Origin of the sequence: Pseudomonas sp. 43NM1 (genome assembly GCF_002836905.1) — a bacterium.
Lineage (GTDB): Bacteria > Pseudomonadota > Gammaproteobacteria > Pseudomonadales > Pseudomonadaceae > Aquipseudomonas > Aquipseudomonas prosekii.
The window spans coordinates 12,984-31,289 of the sequence record NZ_MKGS01000195.1; the positions used below are offsets into that span (position 1 = coordinate 12,984).

General features: G+C 59.9%; 16 protein-coding genes and 1 pseudogene. 8 read left to right on the forward strand and 9 right to left on the reverse strand.

Features of this window, described 5'->3' with window-relative positions; translation table 11 throughout:
• The first annotated feature begins 87 nt into the window (after positions 1-87).
• The 3 genes from BI292_RS25515 (at position 88) to fecA (ending at position 3,967) form a co-directional block, all read left to right on the forward strand.
• Positions 88-576 carry a sigma-70 family RNA polymerase sigma factor gene (locus tag BI292_RS25515; RefSeq protein ID WP_101209667.1) on the forward strand — a complete coding sequence of 163 codons (489 nt, stop codon included), beginning with the start codon at positions 88-90 and terminating at the stop codon, positions 574-576.
• Complete coding sequence (locus BI292_RS25520) at positions 573-1,502, forward strand: FecR domain-containing protein (protein ID WP_101209615.1); 930 nt, start codon at positions 573-575, stop codon at positions 1,500-1,502. Before BI292_RS25515 ends, BI292_RS25520 begins: the two co-directional genes overlap by 4 nt.
• Before the next feature lie 128 nt (positions 1,503-1,630).
• Complete coding sequence (fecA, locus tag BI292_RS25525; RefSeq protein ID WP_101209616.1) at positions 1,631-3,967, forward strand: TonB-dependent Fe(3+) dicitrate receptor FecA; 2,337 nt, start codon at positions 1,631-1,633, stop codon at positions 3,965-3,967.
• A gap of 79 nt (positions 3,968-4,046) precedes the next feature.
• Here the strand turns inward: fecA and BI292_RS25530 are convergent, their stop codons facing one another.
• Together BI292_RS25530 and BI292_RS25535 are read right to left on the reverse strand one after the other, a co-directional pair.
• Positions 4,047-4,454 carry an HPF/RaiA family ribosome-associated protein gene (locus BI292_RS25530; RefSeq protein WP_092273064.1) on the reverse strand — a complete coding sequence of 136 codons (408 nt, stop codon included), beginning with the start codon at positions 4,452-4,454 and terminating at the stop codon, positions 4,047-4,049.
• A 213-nt stretch (positions 4,455-4,667) separates the two neighbouring features.
• Positions 4,668-5,615: a LysR substrate-binding domain-containing protein gene (locus BI292_RS25535; RefSeq protein WP_092273066.1), complete on the reverse strand. Its 948-nt coding sequence runs from the start codon at positions 5,613-5,615 to the stop codon at positions 4,668-4,670.
• 135 nt (positions 5,616-5,750) lie between these two features.
• Between BI292_RS25535 and BI292_RS25540 the strand changes: the two genes are divergently transcribed.
• The 3 genes from BI292_RS25540 (at position 5,751) to BI292_RS25550 (ending at position 9,187) form a co-directional block, all read left to right on the forward strand.
• Positions 5,751-7,127, forward strand: coding sequence for an L-serine ammonia-lyase (locus tag BI292_RS25540; RefSeq protein WP_101209617.1), 1,377 nt, complete (start codon positions 5,751-5,753; stop codon positions 7,125-7,127).
• 62 nt (positions 7,128-7,189) lie between these two features.
• Positions 7,190-8,491: a serine/threonine transporter gene (locus BI292_RS25545; RefSeq protein ID WP_092281521.1), complete on the forward strand. Its 1,302-nt coding sequence runs from the start codon at positions 7,190-7,192 to the stop codon at positions 8,489-8,491.
• A gap of 378 nt (positions 8,492-8,869) precedes the next feature.
• Positions 8,870-9,187 carry a DUF3509 domain-containing protein gene (locus tag BI292_RS25550; RefSeq protein WP_101209618.1) on the forward strand — a complete coding sequence of 106 codons (318 nt, stop codon included), beginning with the start codon at positions 8,870-8,872 and terminating at the stop codon, positions 9,185-9,187.
• A gap of 112 nt (positions 9,188-9,299) precedes the next feature.
• Here the strand turns inward: BI292_RS25550 and BI292_RS25555 are convergent, their stop codons facing one another.
• The 3 genes from BI292_RS25555 to BI292_RS25565 form a co-directional block, all read right to left on the reverse strand.
• Positions 9,300-10,202 (reverse strand): hypothetical protein, encoded by a 903-nt coding sequence (locus tag BI292_RS25555; RefSeq protein ID WP_101209619.1) that lies wholly within the window; start codon positions 10,200-10,202, stop codon positions 9,300-9,302.
• On the reverse strand, positions 10,202-11,269 hold the full coding sequence (locus BI292_RS25560; RefSeq protein ID WP_101209620.1) for a type IV toxin-antitoxin system AbiEi family antitoxin: 1,068 nt from the start codon (positions 11,267-11,269) through the stop codon (positions 10,202-10,204). Before BI292_RS25560 ends, BI292_RS25555 begins: the two co-directional genes overlap by 1 nt.
• A 138-nt stretch (positions 11,270-11,407) precedes the next feature.
• A complete protein-coding gene (locus BI292_RS25565) occupies positions 11,408-11,908 on the reverse strand; it encodes a phosphate-starvation-inducible protein PsiE (RefSeq protein WP_092273082.1) in 501 nt (166 codons plus the stop codon).
• A 307-nt stretch (positions 11,909-12,215) separates the two neighbouring features.
• On the opposite strand from BI292_RS25565, the pseudogene BI292_RS25570 reads away from it, so the two are divergent.
• Positions 12,216-12,455 (forward strand): annotated as a pseudogene (locus tag BI292_RS25570) (YebG family protein); the annotation flags it as partial.
• A gap of 200 nt (positions 12,456-12,655) precedes the next feature.
• On the opposite strand, the gene BI292_RS25575 reads toward BI292_RS25570, so the two are convergent.
• Positions 12,656-13,675 (reverse strand): Glu/Leu/Phe/Val dehydrogenase dimerization domain-containing protein, encoded by a 1,020-nt coding sequence (locus tag BI292_RS25575; RefSeq protein WP_101209622.1) that lies wholly within the window; start codon positions 13,673-13,675, stop codon positions 12,656-12,658.
• A 182-nt stretch (positions 13,676-13,857) separates the two neighbouring features.
• Here BI292_RS25575 and BI292_RS25580 point away from each other — a divergent pair, with 182 nt between their 5' ends.
• A complete protein-coding gene (locus BI292_RS25580) occupies positions 13,858-14,661 on the forward strand; it encodes a SirB1 family protein (protein ID WP_101209623.1) in 804 nt (267 codons plus the stop codon).
• 171 nt (positions 14,662-14,832) lie between these two features.
• Here BI292_RS25580 and BI292_RS25590 read toward each other — a convergent pair whose 3' ends face one another.
• From BI292_RS25590 to fahA, 3 genes are all read right to left on the reverse strand, one after another.
• On the reverse strand, positions 14,833-16,194 hold the full coding sequence (locus BI292_RS25590) for an aromatic acid/H+ symport family MFS transporter (protein ID WP_101209624.1): 1,362 nt from the start codon (positions 16,192-16,194) through the stop codon (positions 14,833-14,835).
• 158 nt (positions 16,195-16,352) lie between these two features.
• Positions 16,353-16,988, reverse strand: a complete 636-nt coding sequence (gene maiA, locus BI292_RS25595; protein ID WP_101209625.1) for a maleylacetoacetate isomerase — start codon at positions 16,986-16,988, stop codon at positions 16,353-16,355.
• A gap of 12 nt (positions 16,989-17,000) precedes the next feature.
• Positions 17,001-18,305 carry a fumarylacetoacetase gene (fahA, locus tag BI292_RS25600; protein WP_101209626.1) on the reverse strand — a complete coding sequence of 435 codons (1,305 nt, stop codon included), beginning with the start codon at positions 18,303-18,305 and terminating at the stop codon, positions 17,001-17,003.
• Between the last annotated feature and the right edge of the window lies 1 nt (position 18,306).

An 18,306-nucleotide genomic window follows, 5' to 3' on the forward strand; every position in this document is an offset into this window, starting at 1 on the left:
AGATCCGATTGCCGGATGCAGTTCGCCTCCTTACAATGCGAACAATTCTTGTTCTCTAATGTATGCGCATGTGTCGGAGTGGTTCTGTTGTCGCCAGCCAATACCGTCGAAATCCTCTATCACGACCATCACAACTGGCTCACCGGTTGGTTACGGCGCAAGCTAGGCTGCCCGCACAGTGCCGCCGATCTGGCGCAGGACACGTTTATCCGCGTGCTCAGCGCCCGCGAAACCCCGCAGATCATTGAGCCGCGCGCCTTCCTGACCACCATTGCCAAGCGCGTGTTGTTCAACCATTACCGTCGCCAGGATCTGGAACGCGCCTACCTTGATGCCTTGGCGCAGATGCCCGAAGGCGTTGCGCCGTCCGAGGAAGAGCGGGCGATCATCCTGCAAACGCTGATCGAGCTCGACCAGTTGCTCGACGGCTTGCCGCGTCTGGTCAAACGCGCTTTTCTGCTGGCGCAGCTCGATGGCCTGACCTATCCACAGATTGCCGCCGAGTTGGGGATTTCCATCGCAACAGTTAAACGGCACCTGAACAAAGCGGCGATGCGCTGCTATTTCGCTTTATGAACGGCGCGCAGGATTTTTCCGCGCAAGTCGCCGAGCGTGCCGTGCACTGGCTGCTGGAAATGCAGCAAGGCCCGTTGAGCCCGCGCCAGCAACACGCCTGGCAACAATGGCACGACGCGCACAGCGAGCATCAACGCGCGTGGGAGCATATTCAGCGCGTCAATCAGCGCCTGCGCGGTTTGTCCTCGCCGCTGGCTCACGCGGCACTTAATGCGCCGAAATCCGCCAGTCGTCGTCAGGCGTTGAAGCTGCTGCTGATTCTCGGCGCCGGTTCCGCGCTGACCTGGGGCATGCGCGAGCACATTCCGTTGACGCCGTTGCTGGCCGACTATCGCAGCCCGGTTGGCCAGCGCCGCAAAATACCGCTGGGCAATGGCAGCCAGTTGCAGCTCAACACCGCGAGCGCCGTGGATGTGCGCGAGGGTGGTTTGATTCGGTTGCTGGAGGGCGAGTTGCTGCTGAGCGCCGCGCAGGCGTTTCGAGTGCAGACCGCACAAGGCGTGTTGAGCACGCAAGGCGCGCGGCTGAATGTCCGGCAATTTGCCGATCGCACCCAGGTTGCGGTTTTTCAAGGGCGTGTCGAATTGACGCCCGAGGGCGGCGCGCCGACGCTGCTGCAAACTGCGCGACAGTTGAGTTTCGGCCCGCGCGGCATCGGCAATCCGCAGCCGCTGGATGCCAACAGCGGCGCCTGGGCTGACGGCATGCTGGTGGCGGCGCAGATGCGTCTGGGGGATTTTCTCGATGAGCTGGGACGTTACCGTCGCGGCCAATTGAATTGCGCTGCTGAAGTCGCGGACCTGTTGATTTCCGGGACCTATCCGCTGGATGACAGCGAGCGGATTCTGCAATTGCTGGAAATCAGCTTGCCGGTGAAGGTCAAGCGCTTTACCCGGTATTGGGTGACGGTAGAAGCCCGCGTCTGAACAACTCCAAGGCCCTCCCCACAGGGGCCAGTCAGTAAAATTTTTTCGAAACACGTGAGCCGTTTTTCAGATCTGGCGTGACAGAGAAGGAAAGCCACCTTGATTCCCTCTTCTCAGGATCGTCGTCCATGCCCTCCACCCGCCTCACTCCGCTGGCCCGTACTGTGCGCCAACTCTTGCTCGGCGCCAGCCTGACCCTGGCGGCGATCACCGCCGCGCAGGCCGCCGACGCCAAGCCGTACCACATCGCGCCGATGTCGCTGGAAAACGCCCTCAATCAATTCGGCCGTGAAGCCGGGGTGTTGATTTCCTTCGGCTCGCAAGTCACCAGCGGCGTGAAAAGCCGTGGCCTGGAAGGCAACTTCACCACCGAACAGGGCTTGAACGCTTTGCTCGAAGGCACCGGCCTGCAAGCTCGGGCCGAGGGCGACAATGCCTTCAGCCTGCAACCGGTGGAGCAAGCGGCGGCGCTGGAGTTGGGCACCTCGACGGTGGTCGGCGACTGGCTCGGCGACGCTGCGCAAATCAACGTCTTCGAGCACCCCGGCGCGCGCGATGTGATCCGTCGCGAAGAGTTCGAGCGCCAAGGCGCAACCCAAGCCAAGGACGTGCTCAACCGTATCCCCGGCGTCAACGCGCCGGACAATAACGGCACCGGCAGCCACGACATGGCGCTGAACTTCGGCATCCGCGGGCTCAACCCGCGCCTGGCTTCGCGCTCGACGGTGTTGATGGACGGCATTCCAGTACCGTTCGCACCTTACGGCCAGCCGCAGTTGTCGTTCGCGCCGATCAGCATGGGCAACATGGACGCGGTGGACGTGGTGCGTGGCGGCGGCGCCGTGCGTTATGGCCCGCAGAACGTCGGCGGCGTGGTCAACTTCGTCACTCGGGCGATTCCCGATGAGCCGACGGTCAAGAGTGGTTTTCAAACTGAAACCGCTCCTTCGTCGAGCCACGACGGCTTCAAAACCACCGGCAACCTGCTGGCCGGCGGCACCGCCGACAACGGTTTGGGCGGCGCAATTCTGTATTCCGGCACCCGCGGCGGCGACTGGCGCGAACACAGCGATACGCAAATCGACGACTTGATCCTCAAGGGCAAATACCAACTCGACGACGCCAACAGCTTCAACGCGATGGCGCAGTATTACGAAGGCAAGGCCGACATGCCCGGCGGCCTCAATGTCGCCGATTACGATGCCGATCCGTACCAGTCCACGCGCCCGAAAGATCAGTTCTGGGGCCGCCGCACCATGTTCAATTTCGGCTATCGCTATCAGCAAGATCGCCGCGAATTCACCGCCAATACCTTTTTCACCAAAACCCTGCGCAGCGGTTATCTGGATCAGGGCACGTTCCTCTCGCTGTCGCCGCGCGAGTATTGGGTGCGTGGTCTGGAAACCCGTTTCGCCCAGGGTTTCGACCTCGGCCCGACCAGCCATGAAGTCGGCGTCGGCTATCGCTACATCAACGAGGCCGGCCATGAATTGCGTTATCGCGAGCCGATTGCCAACAACACCTATCCGACCACCAACAGCCGCAACGACCGCGACACCCGGGGCGGCACTGAGGCCAATGCGTTTTTCATCGATGACCGGATCGACATCGGCAAGTGGACCATCACGCCGGGGATTCGCTACGAGATGATCGAATCGCAGCAAAACAACAACCTCACCGGCGTGAAGTACAAGGGTGACTACAACACCGCGTTGCCGGCGCTGAACGTGCTTTATCACGTCACCGACAACTGGAACCTGTACGCCAACACCGAAGGTTCGTTCGGCAGCGTGCAATACAGCCAGATGCCCAATCGCGTGAGCAGCGGCGAAGTAAAACCGGAAAAGGCCCGCACCTGGGAACTCGGCACGCGCTATGACAACGGCGCGTTGCGCGCGGAAATCGGCGCGTTCCTGATCAACTTCGACAACCAGTACGAAAGCAACCAGACCAACGATTCGGTAATCGCTCGCGGTGAAACGCGCCATCAAGGTATCGAAAGCAGCATCAACTATGCGCTCGATGACTTGAGCCCGGCGCTGGCCGGTTTTGATGTCTACGCCACTTACGCCTATGTCGACGCGAGCATCCGCGAAGACGGTCCGAACAAGGGCAATCGCGTGCCGTTCTCGTCGAAACACAAAGGCACGATTGGCGTCGGTTACACCGAAGGCGCGTGGAAACTGAACGTCGACAGCAGCTATCAGAGCGACCAGTTCGCCGATAACGCCAATACCTCGCGCGAAAGTGCCGATGGCAGCACCGGCAAGATCCCGGGTTACATGCTGTTCAGCAGCCGCGCGGCGTATGACTTCGGACCGCAGTTGTCGGACCTGAATGTGGCGGTGGGCGTGAAAAACATCTTCAACCACCAATACTTCACCCGCTCGTTTGATGACAACAACAAGGGCAAGTATGTCGGGGAGCCGCGCACGGTGTATGTGCAGACTTCAGTAGCGTTTTAGGCGTCGGTCAGCACAAACAAAAACGGGCCTGCATAAGCAGGCCCGTTGGTCAGTGGATGGTTGATAAGGGAATCAGGCCTCAGCCGTTTTGTGCGGCCTGTTCGTTCTCCAGAAACTCGTCTTCCAGCAGCGCATCGGCTGCAACTCGCTCGAACGGCTCAATAGCGGCACGTGGCTTGCCCCGCAGTTTGCCGAACAAATGCTCAAGCGCGTGTTCGAGTTTCTCGGCCGCCCCGTCGATGGCCAGTTCCAGGGTATCGGCTTTATGGGTCACGGAAATCGGTTGGTGGCCTTTAGGCCGCGCTTCCAGTTGGCAGCGTTTGTCATGTGGGCCGGGCTTGTCGCCGTTTTCGTCCCGCAAATGGACCTCGATGCGGGTCAGGTCCTCTTCATAACGTTCGAGCGTGCTCTCAATGGTAGTACGTACCCACTCCTCCAGTCGGATGCTGCTTTGAATATGGTTATCACTGTTGACTTGGATTTGCATAGTTCATCCCTTATTTCAGCTAGCTCGCGAGAGGCCTGTCGGCTGGCACTTGGGCGTCATCACCGTGGCCTCTTACTTACACAATCGGTCTGCTCGCAGAACATTTCAACCCCTAAAAAAAGATAAATATGGATTCGCAAAAAAAGCCGGACAACCGCCAAAAGCGCTGTTAAGGTCGGGAGTTGGGTCGCCACAGTTCTCTGTCACAATTGCTCACATCTGCTGCTCCGCCAGTGGATGCAGGCTCCGAAACATCCCCGCCTCCTCCACCAGCCAGTCATGCACCGCACGCACGCCCGGATGGCTCAGCGCGCCCGGCGCATACAGCAGCACATAGCGTTTATGGTTCGGCACCGCCAGGCCAAACGGCACAATCAACGTCCCGCGCTCCAGTTCATCGTTGAGCAACGTGCGCCGCGCAATCGCCACGCCCATGCCGGCAATCGCCGCTTCGATGGTCAGGTGATTGCGATTGAAGGTGTGTCCGCGCCGTACGTCGGCGCCTTCGAAGCCGATCGCATTCAGATAAAACTCCCACTCCGCGTACTCATAGCTGCCGCGCCACGCCGTGATGTCGTGCAGCAGCGGAAAGTGCATCAAGTCCGCCGGACCGTGCAATGGCGGGCGACCGCGCAGCAGGCTCGGCGCGCACACCGGGAAAATCTGCTCGTCGAGCAAGGCTGTGGATAACAGCCCCGGATAGCTGCCGTCGTTCAAGTCAATCGCAAGATCGAAGTCGCCCTCGTGCAATGGCACGCTGCTGTCCTCGGCCACCAGGCGCAGTTGAATGTCCGGGAAACGTTGCTGCAAACGCGGCAAACGCGGGGTCAGCCACTTGCTGAGGAACGATGGAATCGAGCGCAGACGCAAAATCCCGCTGATCATTCCGGCGTCCAGTCGTCGCAATTCCGCGTCAATGCTGCCGTAAGCCTCGTTGACGGTGATAGCCAATCGCTGGCCTTCGGCGCTCAATTCGACGCCGCGAGCACGGCGGTGGAACAGGCGAAAACCCAGGCGCTCCTCCAATTGGCGGATTTGCTGACTGACCGCACCCGGCGTGATGTGCAGTTCTTCAGCACAACGGGTGAACGACAAGTGCCGCGCGGCACAGGAAAACACGTGCAGCCAGACGTAAGTCTGGGCATGCAATTGACGACTCATCGTTTAGTCCTGCTAAAGGCTGTCTTAGGAAGTTTCGTTGGTCACGTAGGACCGAGGTGGGCAGTATCGCCGACATTGCGCTTGTCCTACAAAAATGGCAGCGATTTCTCTTCCATTGCTTGTATAGGCTTTAGCATGGCTATCAGTGTTTTCGATCTCTTCAAAGTCGGCATCGGTCCGTCCAGTTCCCATACCGTCGGCCCGATGCGCGCCGCCGCGACCTTCGCGCAAGCCTTGAGCGACCAGCAATTGCTCGGCGACGTCCGGCGCGTGGAAATCCGCCTCTACGGTTCTTTGTCGGCCACCGGCGTCGGTCACGCCACCGACCGCGCCTGCGTCATGGGGCTGATGGGCGAATGGCCAGACAGCATCGACCCGACGTCCATCGATCCACGCATCCAGACCCTGCGCGAAACCGGCGAACTGTCCCTCGCCGGCCAAACCACGATTGCCTTCAACTGGCAGCGCGACCTGCTGTTGCTCGAAGAAAGCCTGCCCTACCACCCCAATGCGATGTCGCTGACAGCCTTCGGCGAAACCGGCGAGCTGTTCGAGCAAACGTACTATTCAGTGGGCGGTGGTTTCATCATCGAAGCGGCCGAGGCCGAATCCGGTATCGCGCCGACCAGCGACGTGGTGCTGCCGTACGATTTCTCCAGCGCCGCCGAACTGCTCAGGCTGTGCAACCAGCACGGGTTGCGGGTTTCCGAGCTGATGATGGCCAACGAGTTGGCTTGGCGCAGTGAAGCTGAAATCCGTCAGGGTTTGCTGCACATCTGGTCGGTGATGCGCGAGTGCGTCGAGCAAGGTTTGCTCCACGAAGGCATCTTGCCTGGCGGTTTGAACGTGCCGCGCCGCGCGGCGAAATTGCACCGCAGCCTGTTGGAAATCGGCAAGCCGAATGTCATCACCTCGACGCTGTCGGCAATGGAATGGGTCAACCTGTTCGCCCTCGCCGTCAACGAAGAAAACGCTGCGGGCGGGCGCATGGTCACTGCGCCGACCAACGGCGCGGCGGGGATCATCCCGGCGGTGCTGCACTACTACATGAAATTCAACCCGGACGCGTCGGACGATGACGTCGTCGCGTTCTTCCTCGGCGCGGCGGCGGTCGGCATCCTGTGCAAGAAAAACGCCTCGATCTCCGGCGCCGAAGTCGGTTGCCAGGGCGAAGTCGGATCGGCCTGCGCCATGGCCGCCGCCGGGCTCGCCGACGTCCTTGGCGCGACGCCCGAGCAACTGGAAAACGCCGCCGAAATCGGCCTCGAACACAACCTCGGCCTGACCTGCGACCCGGTCGGCGGTCTGGTCCAGGTGCCGTGCATCGAACGCAATGCGATTGCGGCGGTGAAAGCGATCAACGCCACGCAAATGGCCCTGCGTGGCGACGGCAAACACTTCATTTCCCTCGACCGGGTGATCCGCACCATGCGCGATACCGGCGCCGACATGCAGGACAAATACAAAGAGACTTCACGGGGCGGCCTGGCGGTGAGCTGGGTGGAGTGCTGAGGCGCATTCCCGACCGTCCGTAACACGTGAGCCCGAGCAAAAATAAAAACGAGGCCAAAACGATGACCGATGTACGTACACCTGCTGCCGATAATCCTGCTGTAGACCTGACAAGCAAAACCGAAATTGCCCACAAGGGCTGGAGTAAATTCGACACCACCTGGATGCTCGGCCTCTATGGCACGGCGATCGGTGCAGGCACTTTGTTCCTGCCGATCAACGCTGGCGTCGGTGGTTTCTGGCCGTTGTTGATTCTGGCGGTGCTGGCGTTTCCGATGACCTTCTTCGCTCACCGTGGGCTGACGCGTTTCGTGCTGTCCGGGCGTTCGGGTGACATCACCGAAGTCGTGGAAGAACACTTCGGCGTCGGCGCCGGCAAGCTGATCACGCTGCTGTATTTTTTCGCGATCTTCCCGATTCTGCTGGTGTACAGCGTGGCGCTGACCAACACCCTGAGCAGTTTCATGGAGCATCAGCTGCACATCGCGCCTCCGCCACGGGCGATTCTGTCGCTGGTGCTGATCCTCGGTTTGATGGCCATCGTGCGTTGCGGCCAGGGCGTTATCGTCAAATGCATGAGTGTGCTGGTTTACCCGTTTGTCGCGGCGTTGCTGCTGCTTGGTTTCAGCCTGATCCCGAACTGGAACGGCGCGTTTTTCGCCACCGCCAGTGAAGGCATGCCGCTGCCGCTGTTCTTCAAGACGCTGTGGCTGGCGATCCCGGTGATGGTGTTCTCGTTCAACCATTCGCCAATCATTTCCGCATTCGCCGTCGAGCAGAAGCAGCGCTACGGCGCGCAGGCCGAACGCAAAAGCAGCGGCATCCTCGCCATCGCCCACGCCATGATGGTGGTGACGGTGATGTTCTTCTGCTTCAGTTGTGTGCTGGCGCTGTCCCCGGCCGACCTGGCCGCCGCCAAGGCGCAGAACATCTCGATCCTGTCGTACCTCGCCAACCACTTCCAGACGCCGGTGATTGCTTACGCCGCGCCGTTGATTGCGCTGGTGGCGATCACCAAATCCTTCCTCGGCCATTACATCGGCGCCAGCGAAGGCTTTCAGGGTTTGATCGTGAAAAGCCTGCGCGGTCGTGGCCGCGTCATGTCGGCGAGCTGGCTGAACCGCGTCACCGCGCTGTTCATGATCCTCAGCTGCTGGGCCGTGGCGACCTTCAACCCAAGCATCCTGCGCATGATCGAAACCCTTGGCGGGCCGATCATCGCGTGCCTGTTGTTCCTGATGCCGATGTACGCGATCCGCCGCGTGCCAGCCTTGCGCCAGTACTCGGGCCAGGCCTCGAACGTGTTCGTGGTGTTGATCGGCGTGATTGCACTGTCTGCGATCATTTACTCGTTCATGCCCTGAATCGGGCAGGCAAAAAGAAGGTGGGCTGTAGCAGCTGGCGAAGCCTGCGTTCGGCTGCGCAGCAGTCGTCAAACCTGAGGACTCGGTCCTACTGAGGCACCGCATCGCCTGATTTCACGACTGCTACGCAGCCGAACGCAGGCTTCGCCAGCTGCTACACGGATCGCGTTGCAGCGTGAATACTCAGCATTAGCGACGGTGCCCACCTCTTTTTGGCCGTGTTTATTGTCCGACAGTTTTCCCGGCATGGCCCTTGCTACAGCCCTTTGGCGACATGGACGAAAGCGCATGAACAAGGAATGCCAATGGTCTGGTAATGCGAACCAACCCGATCATGGCCGGTCAACAACTGCACGTTCAATCAGACGGTGACGCATCATGGACAACCCTTTTCAGCTCATTACCGATGCCTTTGCAGCGGACTATCAGATCAACCTGAGCATTCAGGGGCTGGACGGCAGCATCATGCTGACCCTGTCCAACAGCGGCCACGTGGTCGCCAAACGGATGATCAGCGCCGAACAGCGCAACGATCCCAAGCGCCTCAAACGCCTGGTGCAAAGCATCCAGTTCGGCATCGCCATCGAACAAGGCCACAGCGCCGTGGCCATCCTCGAAGCCATGACCGACAGCGACAATCGCAGACTGCCGCCGCCGATCAGCAAAGAGCACGCGCAACCGGCGATGCGCCTTTAGATTTCGCCCTTCTCGACCTCGGGATGCTCACCGGAGCCGGTGCCGATCTTGCGTTGCGGGGTCGTTTCATTGCGTGGGTAAGCGGCGACTAAGCGTGTCGACGCAAAGTAGGCTAGTTGCTTGGTTGGGTAACTCGCATCAGCAGCTGCTCGATCAAATCGCTGACCTCGCGTTGGCGAAGCGCCCTGGCCTCTTTGAATTCTTCGTCCGCTCCCAACTCAAACTTCGCGACTGAGACGGGGCCATCCAACTTATAGCCATTAGTTGGATCGTCGCCCACAAAACGCCGGTGCAGAATGTCGAATGCTTGGCGTATTACATGTGGATATTTGCCTCCTTGCGCCTGGATCAATGCACTCACTACCGCATCCAGTCCAAGATCCGCATGCTCAATGCAATACACAAGATCATGAGCGTCCTTACGTTCGTTTCGCTGATCGAACGCCAACGACTTCAAACAGGTGAAACTCACGACGTCTGCGTACTTGACCCACTCGGTCGCCAAACCATTTCCGCCGAGCAATTCTGCGCAAATTTCGATCTGCTCGTGGTGGTCGAAGACCATGGATGAATGGGGAATATTCAGCGCCGAAATCGTTCCCTCCGTTGGCAGCGCCTGAACTTTCCCGCCGCAAATCTCGGGCGCGTCGGCAAGTAGTTCCAGAACCATCAGCACGCCGTGTTCGGTCCTGGTCTGCCAACGCCACGACAACTTTCGCCCGTGCTCATTGACTGAGCGTTCGAAGCCATTCTTTTTGAAGTTTTCCTCTAGCGTGTGATAGGCCTGAGTATCGGTAAGAATCGCCAAATCGATGACGACATCGACGTCACTGGTGCCCGCATGGGCGGGCACCGCCGGTGGCCTGGCCCTCACCAGATAACGCGGCACTAACCCGCCGATCAGAAAAACCGATTCCTTCCACGGCCCCAGCCCCCGCATGAGCGTGACCAGAACTCGCTCACAATCGAGTGTGTAATTGGCACTGTATCCACCTGATGTCTGAGGTTTCATCATCAGAAACCGATCCTTTCTTTTCTCAAGTGTTCAGCGAGTTCACGCGCCCGCCCCTCGCCTTTCAGAAGATCAAGATAGACCCGCACTGGACTTGCCAGAGTCACCGAGTCGATATCCCGTGTTTCCAGAAAGTCACCGTCGCTCCTCGATTCAATAACGATCAGATTTGCCCCTTCTGTCACCGCCCTTGCTTCCAGGCGCTGCAAAGATAAATCGGCCGTCCAGCCTGGCTGCAGCAGACAACGCACTTGGGAGATGCCAGTGAGAAAAGGCGAATAACGCTGGGCCGCCGCTTCATGCGTAATCGCATATTCCGCGCAATTGTCCACGAACGCTTTGGCCACCCATTCAACTAACTGCTCACCCTTGTACCCCGGAACGTAATAGCGGCGAACGGCAGGGGCGGCAATTTCACTTAGTTGTTTGCTCCACGCATCCAGAAGTTCTCCGGGGGCAGACAGCTTTCTTTCTTTGCTCGGACCTTGCCCTCTTGTTTCAAGCCATTCGTGACGATCCAGAGTGGTCAACACTGCAGATACAGTTGCCGCTGAGACCTTTGCCAAAGTAGCAAGTTGATTTACCCCGAACCACTCAGAAGGATGATTGAGCAAATGGTGGATAACTTGGGCGCGTCGCCCCGAATAAAAATCCCTGGTCGACTTTTTTTCAGATTTGGAAGCTGGTCTGTCGACATAAAAAAAAGCGTTTGGCGTTGGAAGGCAAAGACTCCCTCCCCCAGCGAAATATCCGACTTGCGCCTCTTCCAGTAACTTTCTGGCGCCGGGTGAAATCGAGTCAGCGGCTAGTAAGGAAATGGTCGATTTGTCTGCGACAGGTTCTTTGGCCTTGGCGGCATGTCGCGCCCATAAGATCTGCTGCACATCACGAGGAAAGATCGTTCGCTTGCATTCGATCAGCAGATGCACGGAATCAGACGCGATGGTCAAATCGATGGATGGCGCAGCCTCCGGACCGACAGGAGAGGATCTTTCAGACAGCTGCACATTGGGAAGACCCGCCAATGTCTCCAGAAGCTCAGCGACAAGCCTCTCGTTATCTACGTCCATGCTTCCTCCATTATTTACTGCGCAGCAAATATGCCGATTTAGCGGAATATTCAGCAAAAACCAGATATTTACTGTGCAGGAAATATCATATTGCAGGAATCTAGCGCCGAACCCCTCCTTGGGCAAGGCGTGGAAACATCAAATTTCGCCCTTCTCGACCTCGGGATGCTCACCGGAGCCTGTGCCGATCTTGCGTTGCGGGTGTTCGATTTTCACCGAAGGGAATTGTGACGAGGCGTAACGCACCACCAGAATCGCAAACGCCAACAGCAGAATCCCGCCGCACAGGTAGATGATGCCGATGTCCGGCGGGTTGTGGTGCGAGACGTTGGAGATCAGCAGTCGCGTCAGCGCGGTGATGGCCACGTAGATCAGGAAGCGCACCGGCATGTGGTTGGTCTTGAAGTAAATCCCGACCATTGCGCCCAGTTCCAGGTAGATGAACAGCAGCAAGATGTCATCGATCTTGATGTGTCCATTTTCGATCATCCCCAAAAACTCCATCACCGCTGCCCACGCGGTCACTGCACCGATGGCGAACAGCGCCAGGTAATGGAAGCTCTCGACGAACAGGTTGCCCAGCGATTCGGCGAGTTGGTGCACGTTCTGCCGCAGTTTCTCGGCCCAGTTGATTTTCACGGTGATACTTCCTTAGCTCGTTTCGAGCGGATCATGCGGGTTGGACGTGACGGTTGTTCTGCATGCAGAAAAAAGGCCAGAGGCTGGAGGGTGAGATGGCGATGGGCTGCCATTGGACACTTTTGTGGCGGATTTGCCGGCCTCATTGCGAGCAAGCTCGGCTCCCACAGGGAGTGCGCGAACCGACTGATTTCGGTCTACATTGAAAAGCCACTACCCAAAGCGCAGGGATTCGCTTATCCTTTTCGCTGTATATAGATACAGTAGTCGCGAAGACAACTTAATGTGAAGGCATGTGAGGTGGTGAATGGCCGTCGAAGTGGTATACCGCAGCAGCCGAGATCTGGAGCGCTTGTTCATGGATAAAGCCGAAGCTGACCGTCATGACAAAATGCTCGAACTGGCCGAATTGCTGGCTGAAGTGTTGCACAAAGCCGTTCCGTCCTTGAGCGAGCAGCAAGTGGAAGAAGCCGGGATTTACATGGCGAAGAATCGCGATGTGTTCGCCAAGGCGTTCAAGAGCCAGCCGGACGCCTTGTCCGAATTGCTGAGCGCGCCGGTTGAAGCGCCAGCCGCGGTGGAAGCGGCGGCCCCGGTGAAAGCGGCAGCATCGGTGGATGTGGCTGAAGAAGCCGAGCCGGTGAAACCTGCGAAAGCGGCGAAGGCTGCAAAGTAAGCAAAGTACGAATTGAATAGGCCCTGAGTCGAATGGCTCAGGGCCTTTTTCATGTCTGCAGTAAACCGCTGTCAGCGATACAAAACCTTCTCTGCCAACTCATCCGCTACCCGCGCGGGCGAGCGTTTTTCCGCTTGCGCGTGAGCAAACACCTCGGTCAACCGCGAGCTGATTTTCGACAGGTGCGCGGTGATCGTCGCCAATTCATCGCCGCGATGCTTGAGCGACACATAGATCAAACCGCCGGAATTGATCACGTAGTCCGGCGCATAGAGGATGCCACGGCGCTCCAGTTGATCGGCGACGTCCAGGTGCGTCAGTTGATTATTCGCCGAGCCGGCCACCGCCGAGCAGCGCAGTTGCGAGACGCTGTGGCTGTTGAGCACCCCGCCCAAGCCGCACGGAGCGAGGATGTCGCACGGCGTGCTGAGCAATGAATCGTTGGCAATCGGGTGCGCGCCGAGTTGCTCCATCGCCAATTGCACCTTGCCGTGGTCGATGTCGCTGACCAGCAGTTCGGCGCCCGCCGCGTGCAGTTGCTCCGCCAAGGCAAAACCGACGTTGCCCAAGCCCTGGATGGCGACGCGCAAACCTTCGAGATTATCGCTGCCGAGCCGCGCCATGGCGGTGCTGCGGATGCCGGCGAACACGCCCATCGCCGCGTGCGGTGCCGGGTCGCCGGCCGACGTGGTGCTGGTGACATGCCGGGTTTGCTGGGCGATGCAGTCCATGTCCGCCACCGAAGTGCCGCTGTCGATCGCGGTGATGTAGCGGCCATCGAGCTGATTGATACAGCGCCCGAACGCTTCAAACAGCGCGGCGCGGTTTTCCACGTGCACCGGTCGCAGGATCACCGCCACCCCGCCGCCCTGCGCGAGGCCGGCGAGTGCGGCTTTGTAACTCATGCCTTGGGCCAGGCGCACGGCGTCTTCCACCGCCGATTCGTCGCTGGGGTAGGCAAGGTAACGGCATCCGCCGAGGGCTGGCCCCAGGCGGCTGTTATGAATGGCGATGACTGCCTTCAACCCGGTGACCGGGTCTACGCTTAGATGAAGCGATTCAAGGCGAGTGCTTTGCATGAGAGCGAACATTGTCGGGCTCCCGAATACGTCTTGTAGTCGCCAGTATAGGCTTGCGCCTGAAAATTGCTGGAGCGCACCGGAATAACGCGCGCGGCTTTCAGGGCTTTCGGACATAACCTGCAACAGCATGTGTGCAGCACTGGACGAAAGTCGGCGACGGGGCTAAAACGAGGCATTCCACGGAGATTTTGATGACCCCGCGCCAACGTTTCTTCGACTGCCTGCAACGCTCGCCGCCCGCGCTGTTCGAGGCGGCGCTGTGGATTGCGGCCGAACATGATGCCGAGGTGGATCCGCAAAGCGTGCTGGTGAACTTCAAGGATCTGCAACAGCGCGTCAGCTCAGGCTTGCCGATGCTGCCGGTCAGCGAACTGGCCCAACCGTTATTGCGGCGGATGAACGACCTCGGGTTTGCCCAGGACGATTTTGTGCCGCTGCGTCCGCAAGTGGCGCTTATCCACAAAGTGCTGGAGCGTCGGCGGGGCCAGCCATTGGCGCTGGGTTTGATTGCGCTGGAGCTGGCTCGCAGATTGGAAATCCCCATGGTCGGGGTCAACTTTCCGGGGCATTTCCTGTTACGGGTTCAGGGCGCCGATCATCTGCTCGACCCGTGCGGCGGGCGCCGCTTGTACCCCAACGACTGCCGCGATTTGCTGCAGCGCCAGTACGGCCCGAACATCAAACTCAGCGCCGAGCACTTGCTGACCGCCAACCCGCTGTCGATGCTGCAACGCCTGTCACGCAACCTGCGTCAGTTGCATCTGGCCAACGATGACTACATCGGCGCGCTGGTCGATGCCGAGCGCGTGCTCGAACTGGGCAACGGCAGCGCCTCCGACTACCTCGCCCGCGCCAGCCTCTATCAACGCCTGGATTGCCCGAATGCTGAGCGCTTTGATCTGGAACATGCGTTGCTGCTCAGCGAAGACCCGATCCAGCGGATTCGCCTGACTGAACGGCTCGGGCATTTGCCGCCGAATTCCATCGTCCACTAAACACACCTGTAGGAGCGAGGCTTGCCCGCGAAAGCGTCAGGTCAGTCGCCATTTGCATCGCCTGACAGGACGCCTTCGCGAGCAAGCTCGCTCCCACAGTGTTTTGCGCTGGCCCTGTAGGAGCGAGGCTTGCCCGCGAATCAGGCGCTTCGGTCCTTCAGGGATACCGCGTTATCGTTCTTCGCGGGCAAGCCTTGCTCCTACGGGGGTTGCGCTTGGTTCTTGAGGCGAGCGCACCTGGATGATGAACAACGCCGCGATCACCGCCGGTATCGCGCAGAAGAAGAAAATCTGCTGCACCGGGATGTGCATCGCCAGCAGCATGCTGCCGAACAGCGGCCCGAGGATCGAACCGAATCGGCCCACGCCCAGCGCCCATCCGGTGCCGGTGGCGCGCACGTGCGCCGGGTAGAAGTTACTGGCGAAGGCGTTGAGCGTCAGTTGCCCGCCAATGATGCAGAACCCCGCGGCGATCACGCTGGCCACCAGATAACGCGGATTGTCGTGGTTGAGGCCGAGCAGAATGGTGCACAGCGCCGCGCCGGCCAAGACAGCGGCGAGCAGGCGCACTTTGCTTTTGAGACGGTCGGCAAACCACGCCATGCAGATCGCGCCGACGGTGCCGGCGAACAGGAACATTGAGGTCACCAGGTTCGCTTGATTGAGTTTCAAACCGCTTTCCAGCAACAGCGACGGCAGCCAGCTGATCATGAAATACAGCAGGATCAGACTGACGAAAAAGGTCGCCCAGATCAGCAACGTCGGCCGCGCATAACCGTTGCGGAACAACTCCACGACCGTCAGTTTGCTGCCCTGCTCTTTCTGGTTTTGCGCAACCGATGCGGCGGGCGGCTGCCAGTCCGGGAGCATCCGCGCGGTGACTTTGCGCAAGCGGGTATACGGCGGTGCATCGCGCAACAGACGCGGCAGCGATTCCGGCAGGAACCACGCCAGGAACGGAAACAGCAGCAACGGCGTCACGCCGCCAGCGAGGAACACCGCTTGCCAGCCGAAACTGTCGATAAAACCCGCCGCAACAAAACCACCCGCCGCACCACCGAATGAAAACCCGCACGCCGCCAGGGTCACCATCAAGGTGCGCAGGCGGGGCGGCGAGTATTCCGACATCAGCGCCATCGCGCTGGGCATCGCCCCGCCCATGCCGATCCCGCAGATGAAGCGCGCCGCCATCAAGGTGTTCAGCGAATCGGCGAACACCATCAACACCGTGAGCGTGGCGTAGATCAGCACGCAACACAGCAGAATCCGCCGCACCCCGAAGCGATCGGCCAACGGTGTGACGACCAACGAGCCCACGGTCAGGCCCAACAGGTTGGCGCTGAACACCGGGCCGAACGCGGATTTTTCCAGGCCCCAATCCTTCGCGAGGGCGGGCACGACATAACCGAGAACTTGCGCGTCGTAGCCATCGGTGACCAGCAATAACGCCAGCAACAAAAGGATCAGCCACTGATAACGGGACACAGGACGGGCGTCGAGTGCCGCCCGAAAGCTTGCAATCTGGTTATGCATCGCGAGGTACCTGAATTGTTCTTATGGTGTCGGGGATATCGCCAATCCCTTGTAGGAGCGAGGCTTGCCCGCGAAGGCGGTGTGTCAGCAGACATCCATGTAGTTGACACACCGCCTTCGCGGGCAAGCCTCGCTCCTACAGAGGGCGGGGTGAAGTTTCAGGGCGTGTCAGGCTGGTTCGCCGGGTGCGCCTTGATAAACGCCGGGTGTGTCGCGGCCATTGCAGCAACCCGGGAAATCCGCGGGTACGCATCCAGCGCAATGTTGAAGCGCTGCGCCGCGTACAACTGCGGGATCAAGTAAACATCCGCCATCCCCGGCTCATCGCCAAAGCAATAACCGGCGTCGCCAATCAACTGCTCCACCGCCGCCAGACCTTGGCTGATCCAGTGCCCAATCCACTCCGCCACCTGCGTTTCGTCATGGCCCAGTTGGCGCAATTTGTTCAGCACGCTGACGTTGTGCAGCGGATGCACGTCGCAGCCAATCAGCGCCGCCACGCCGCGTTCATGCGCGCGGGTAACGAGGTCTTTGGACAGCAACGGCACCTGTGGATAACGTTCGTCCAGGTACTCGATGATCGCAGGCGACTGAATCAGCAACTGACCGTCGTCGGTGCGCAACGCCGGCACCCGACCTTGCGGGTTCAGCGCCAGGTACGGCGCTTGCCGGTGCTCGCCACCGGACGCCGCGATCAGGTTGACCGGCAGCGCCTGATAGTCGAGGCACTTCAGCGCCAACGCGATGCGCACCCGGTAAGACGAGGTCGAGCGATAGTAGGTATAGAGCTGCATGACCCGCTCCTGTTAACGCGCCGGCACGACTTTGCCACGGCATTCGCCGAAGCCGATCGAGGCAAACCCTTCGCGGTTGCAACGCGCACGGAGGATGATTTCGTCGCCGTCTTCAAGGAATTTACGCACCTCGCCCGAGGCCAATTCGATCGGCTTTTTGCCGCCCTCAGTGATTTCCAGCAGGCTGCCGAACTGACCGCTTTGCGGCCCCGACAATGTGCCCGAACCGAACAGATCACCGGCCTGCAATTGGCAGCCGTTGACGCTGTGGTGCGCGACCATTTGCGCCACGGTCCAGTACATGTGTTGGGTGTTGCTCAGGGTCAGGCGATGGGCCGGCAGATTTTGCTCGCGCATGTTTTCAGTGAGCAGCAGCACTTCGAGTTCGATGTCGAACGCGCCGCCCTCCTGATCGCGCTTGTCGGTGAGATACGGCAGCGGCTGCGGATCGCCTTCCGGGCGAGCCGGTTGCGCACGGCGAAACGGCTCCAGCGCTTCGGCGGTGACGACCCACGGCGAGATGCTGGTGATGAAACTCTTCGACAGGAACGGCCCCAGCGGCTGGTATTCCCAGGCCTGGATGTCGCGCGCCGACCAATCATTCAGCAAACAGAAACCGGCGATGTGATCCGCCGCGTCGCCGATGGCAATCGAATCGCCCATCTCGTTGCCCTGACCGATCCAGATCCCCAGTTCCAGTTCGTAATCGAGGCGCGCGCACGGGCCAAAAGTCGGCTCGGTCTGACCGGCCGGCAAGGTCTGGCCCTTCGGCCGACGCACGTCGGTGCCGGACGGGCGAATGGTCGAGGCACGACCGTGATAACCGATCGGCACGTACTTGTAGTTCGGCAGCAACGGGTTATCTGGACGGAACAATTTACCGACGTTTTGCGCGTGCTCGATGCCGACATAAAAGTCGGTGTAGTCGTTGATTTTCGCCGGCAGGTGCATCACGCAATCCGCCGCCAATGGCAGCAATTTCGCACCTTGGGCTTCGATCTTGCCGCGCAGGGTGCTGCCCTCGGCGAACAGTTCCAGCAGACGCGAGCGCAACGCAACGCGGGCATCGCGGCCGAGTTCGAAGAAGGCATTGAGCTGGCCGCCACGGGTCGCTTCGACTGCCGTGCGTGCCGCGCCGTCGAACAGGCCGGCGTCGAGCGCCGCTTCGAGATCAAAGATATGTTCGCCGATGGCCACACCGCTGCGCGCTGCCGAACCGTTAGCGCTGAACACGCCGAGCGGCAAGTTTTGCAGGGGGAAATCAGTGTCACCGTTGGCGGAGGCAACCCAGCTACTAGTGTTGGAAGTCTGAGTCATG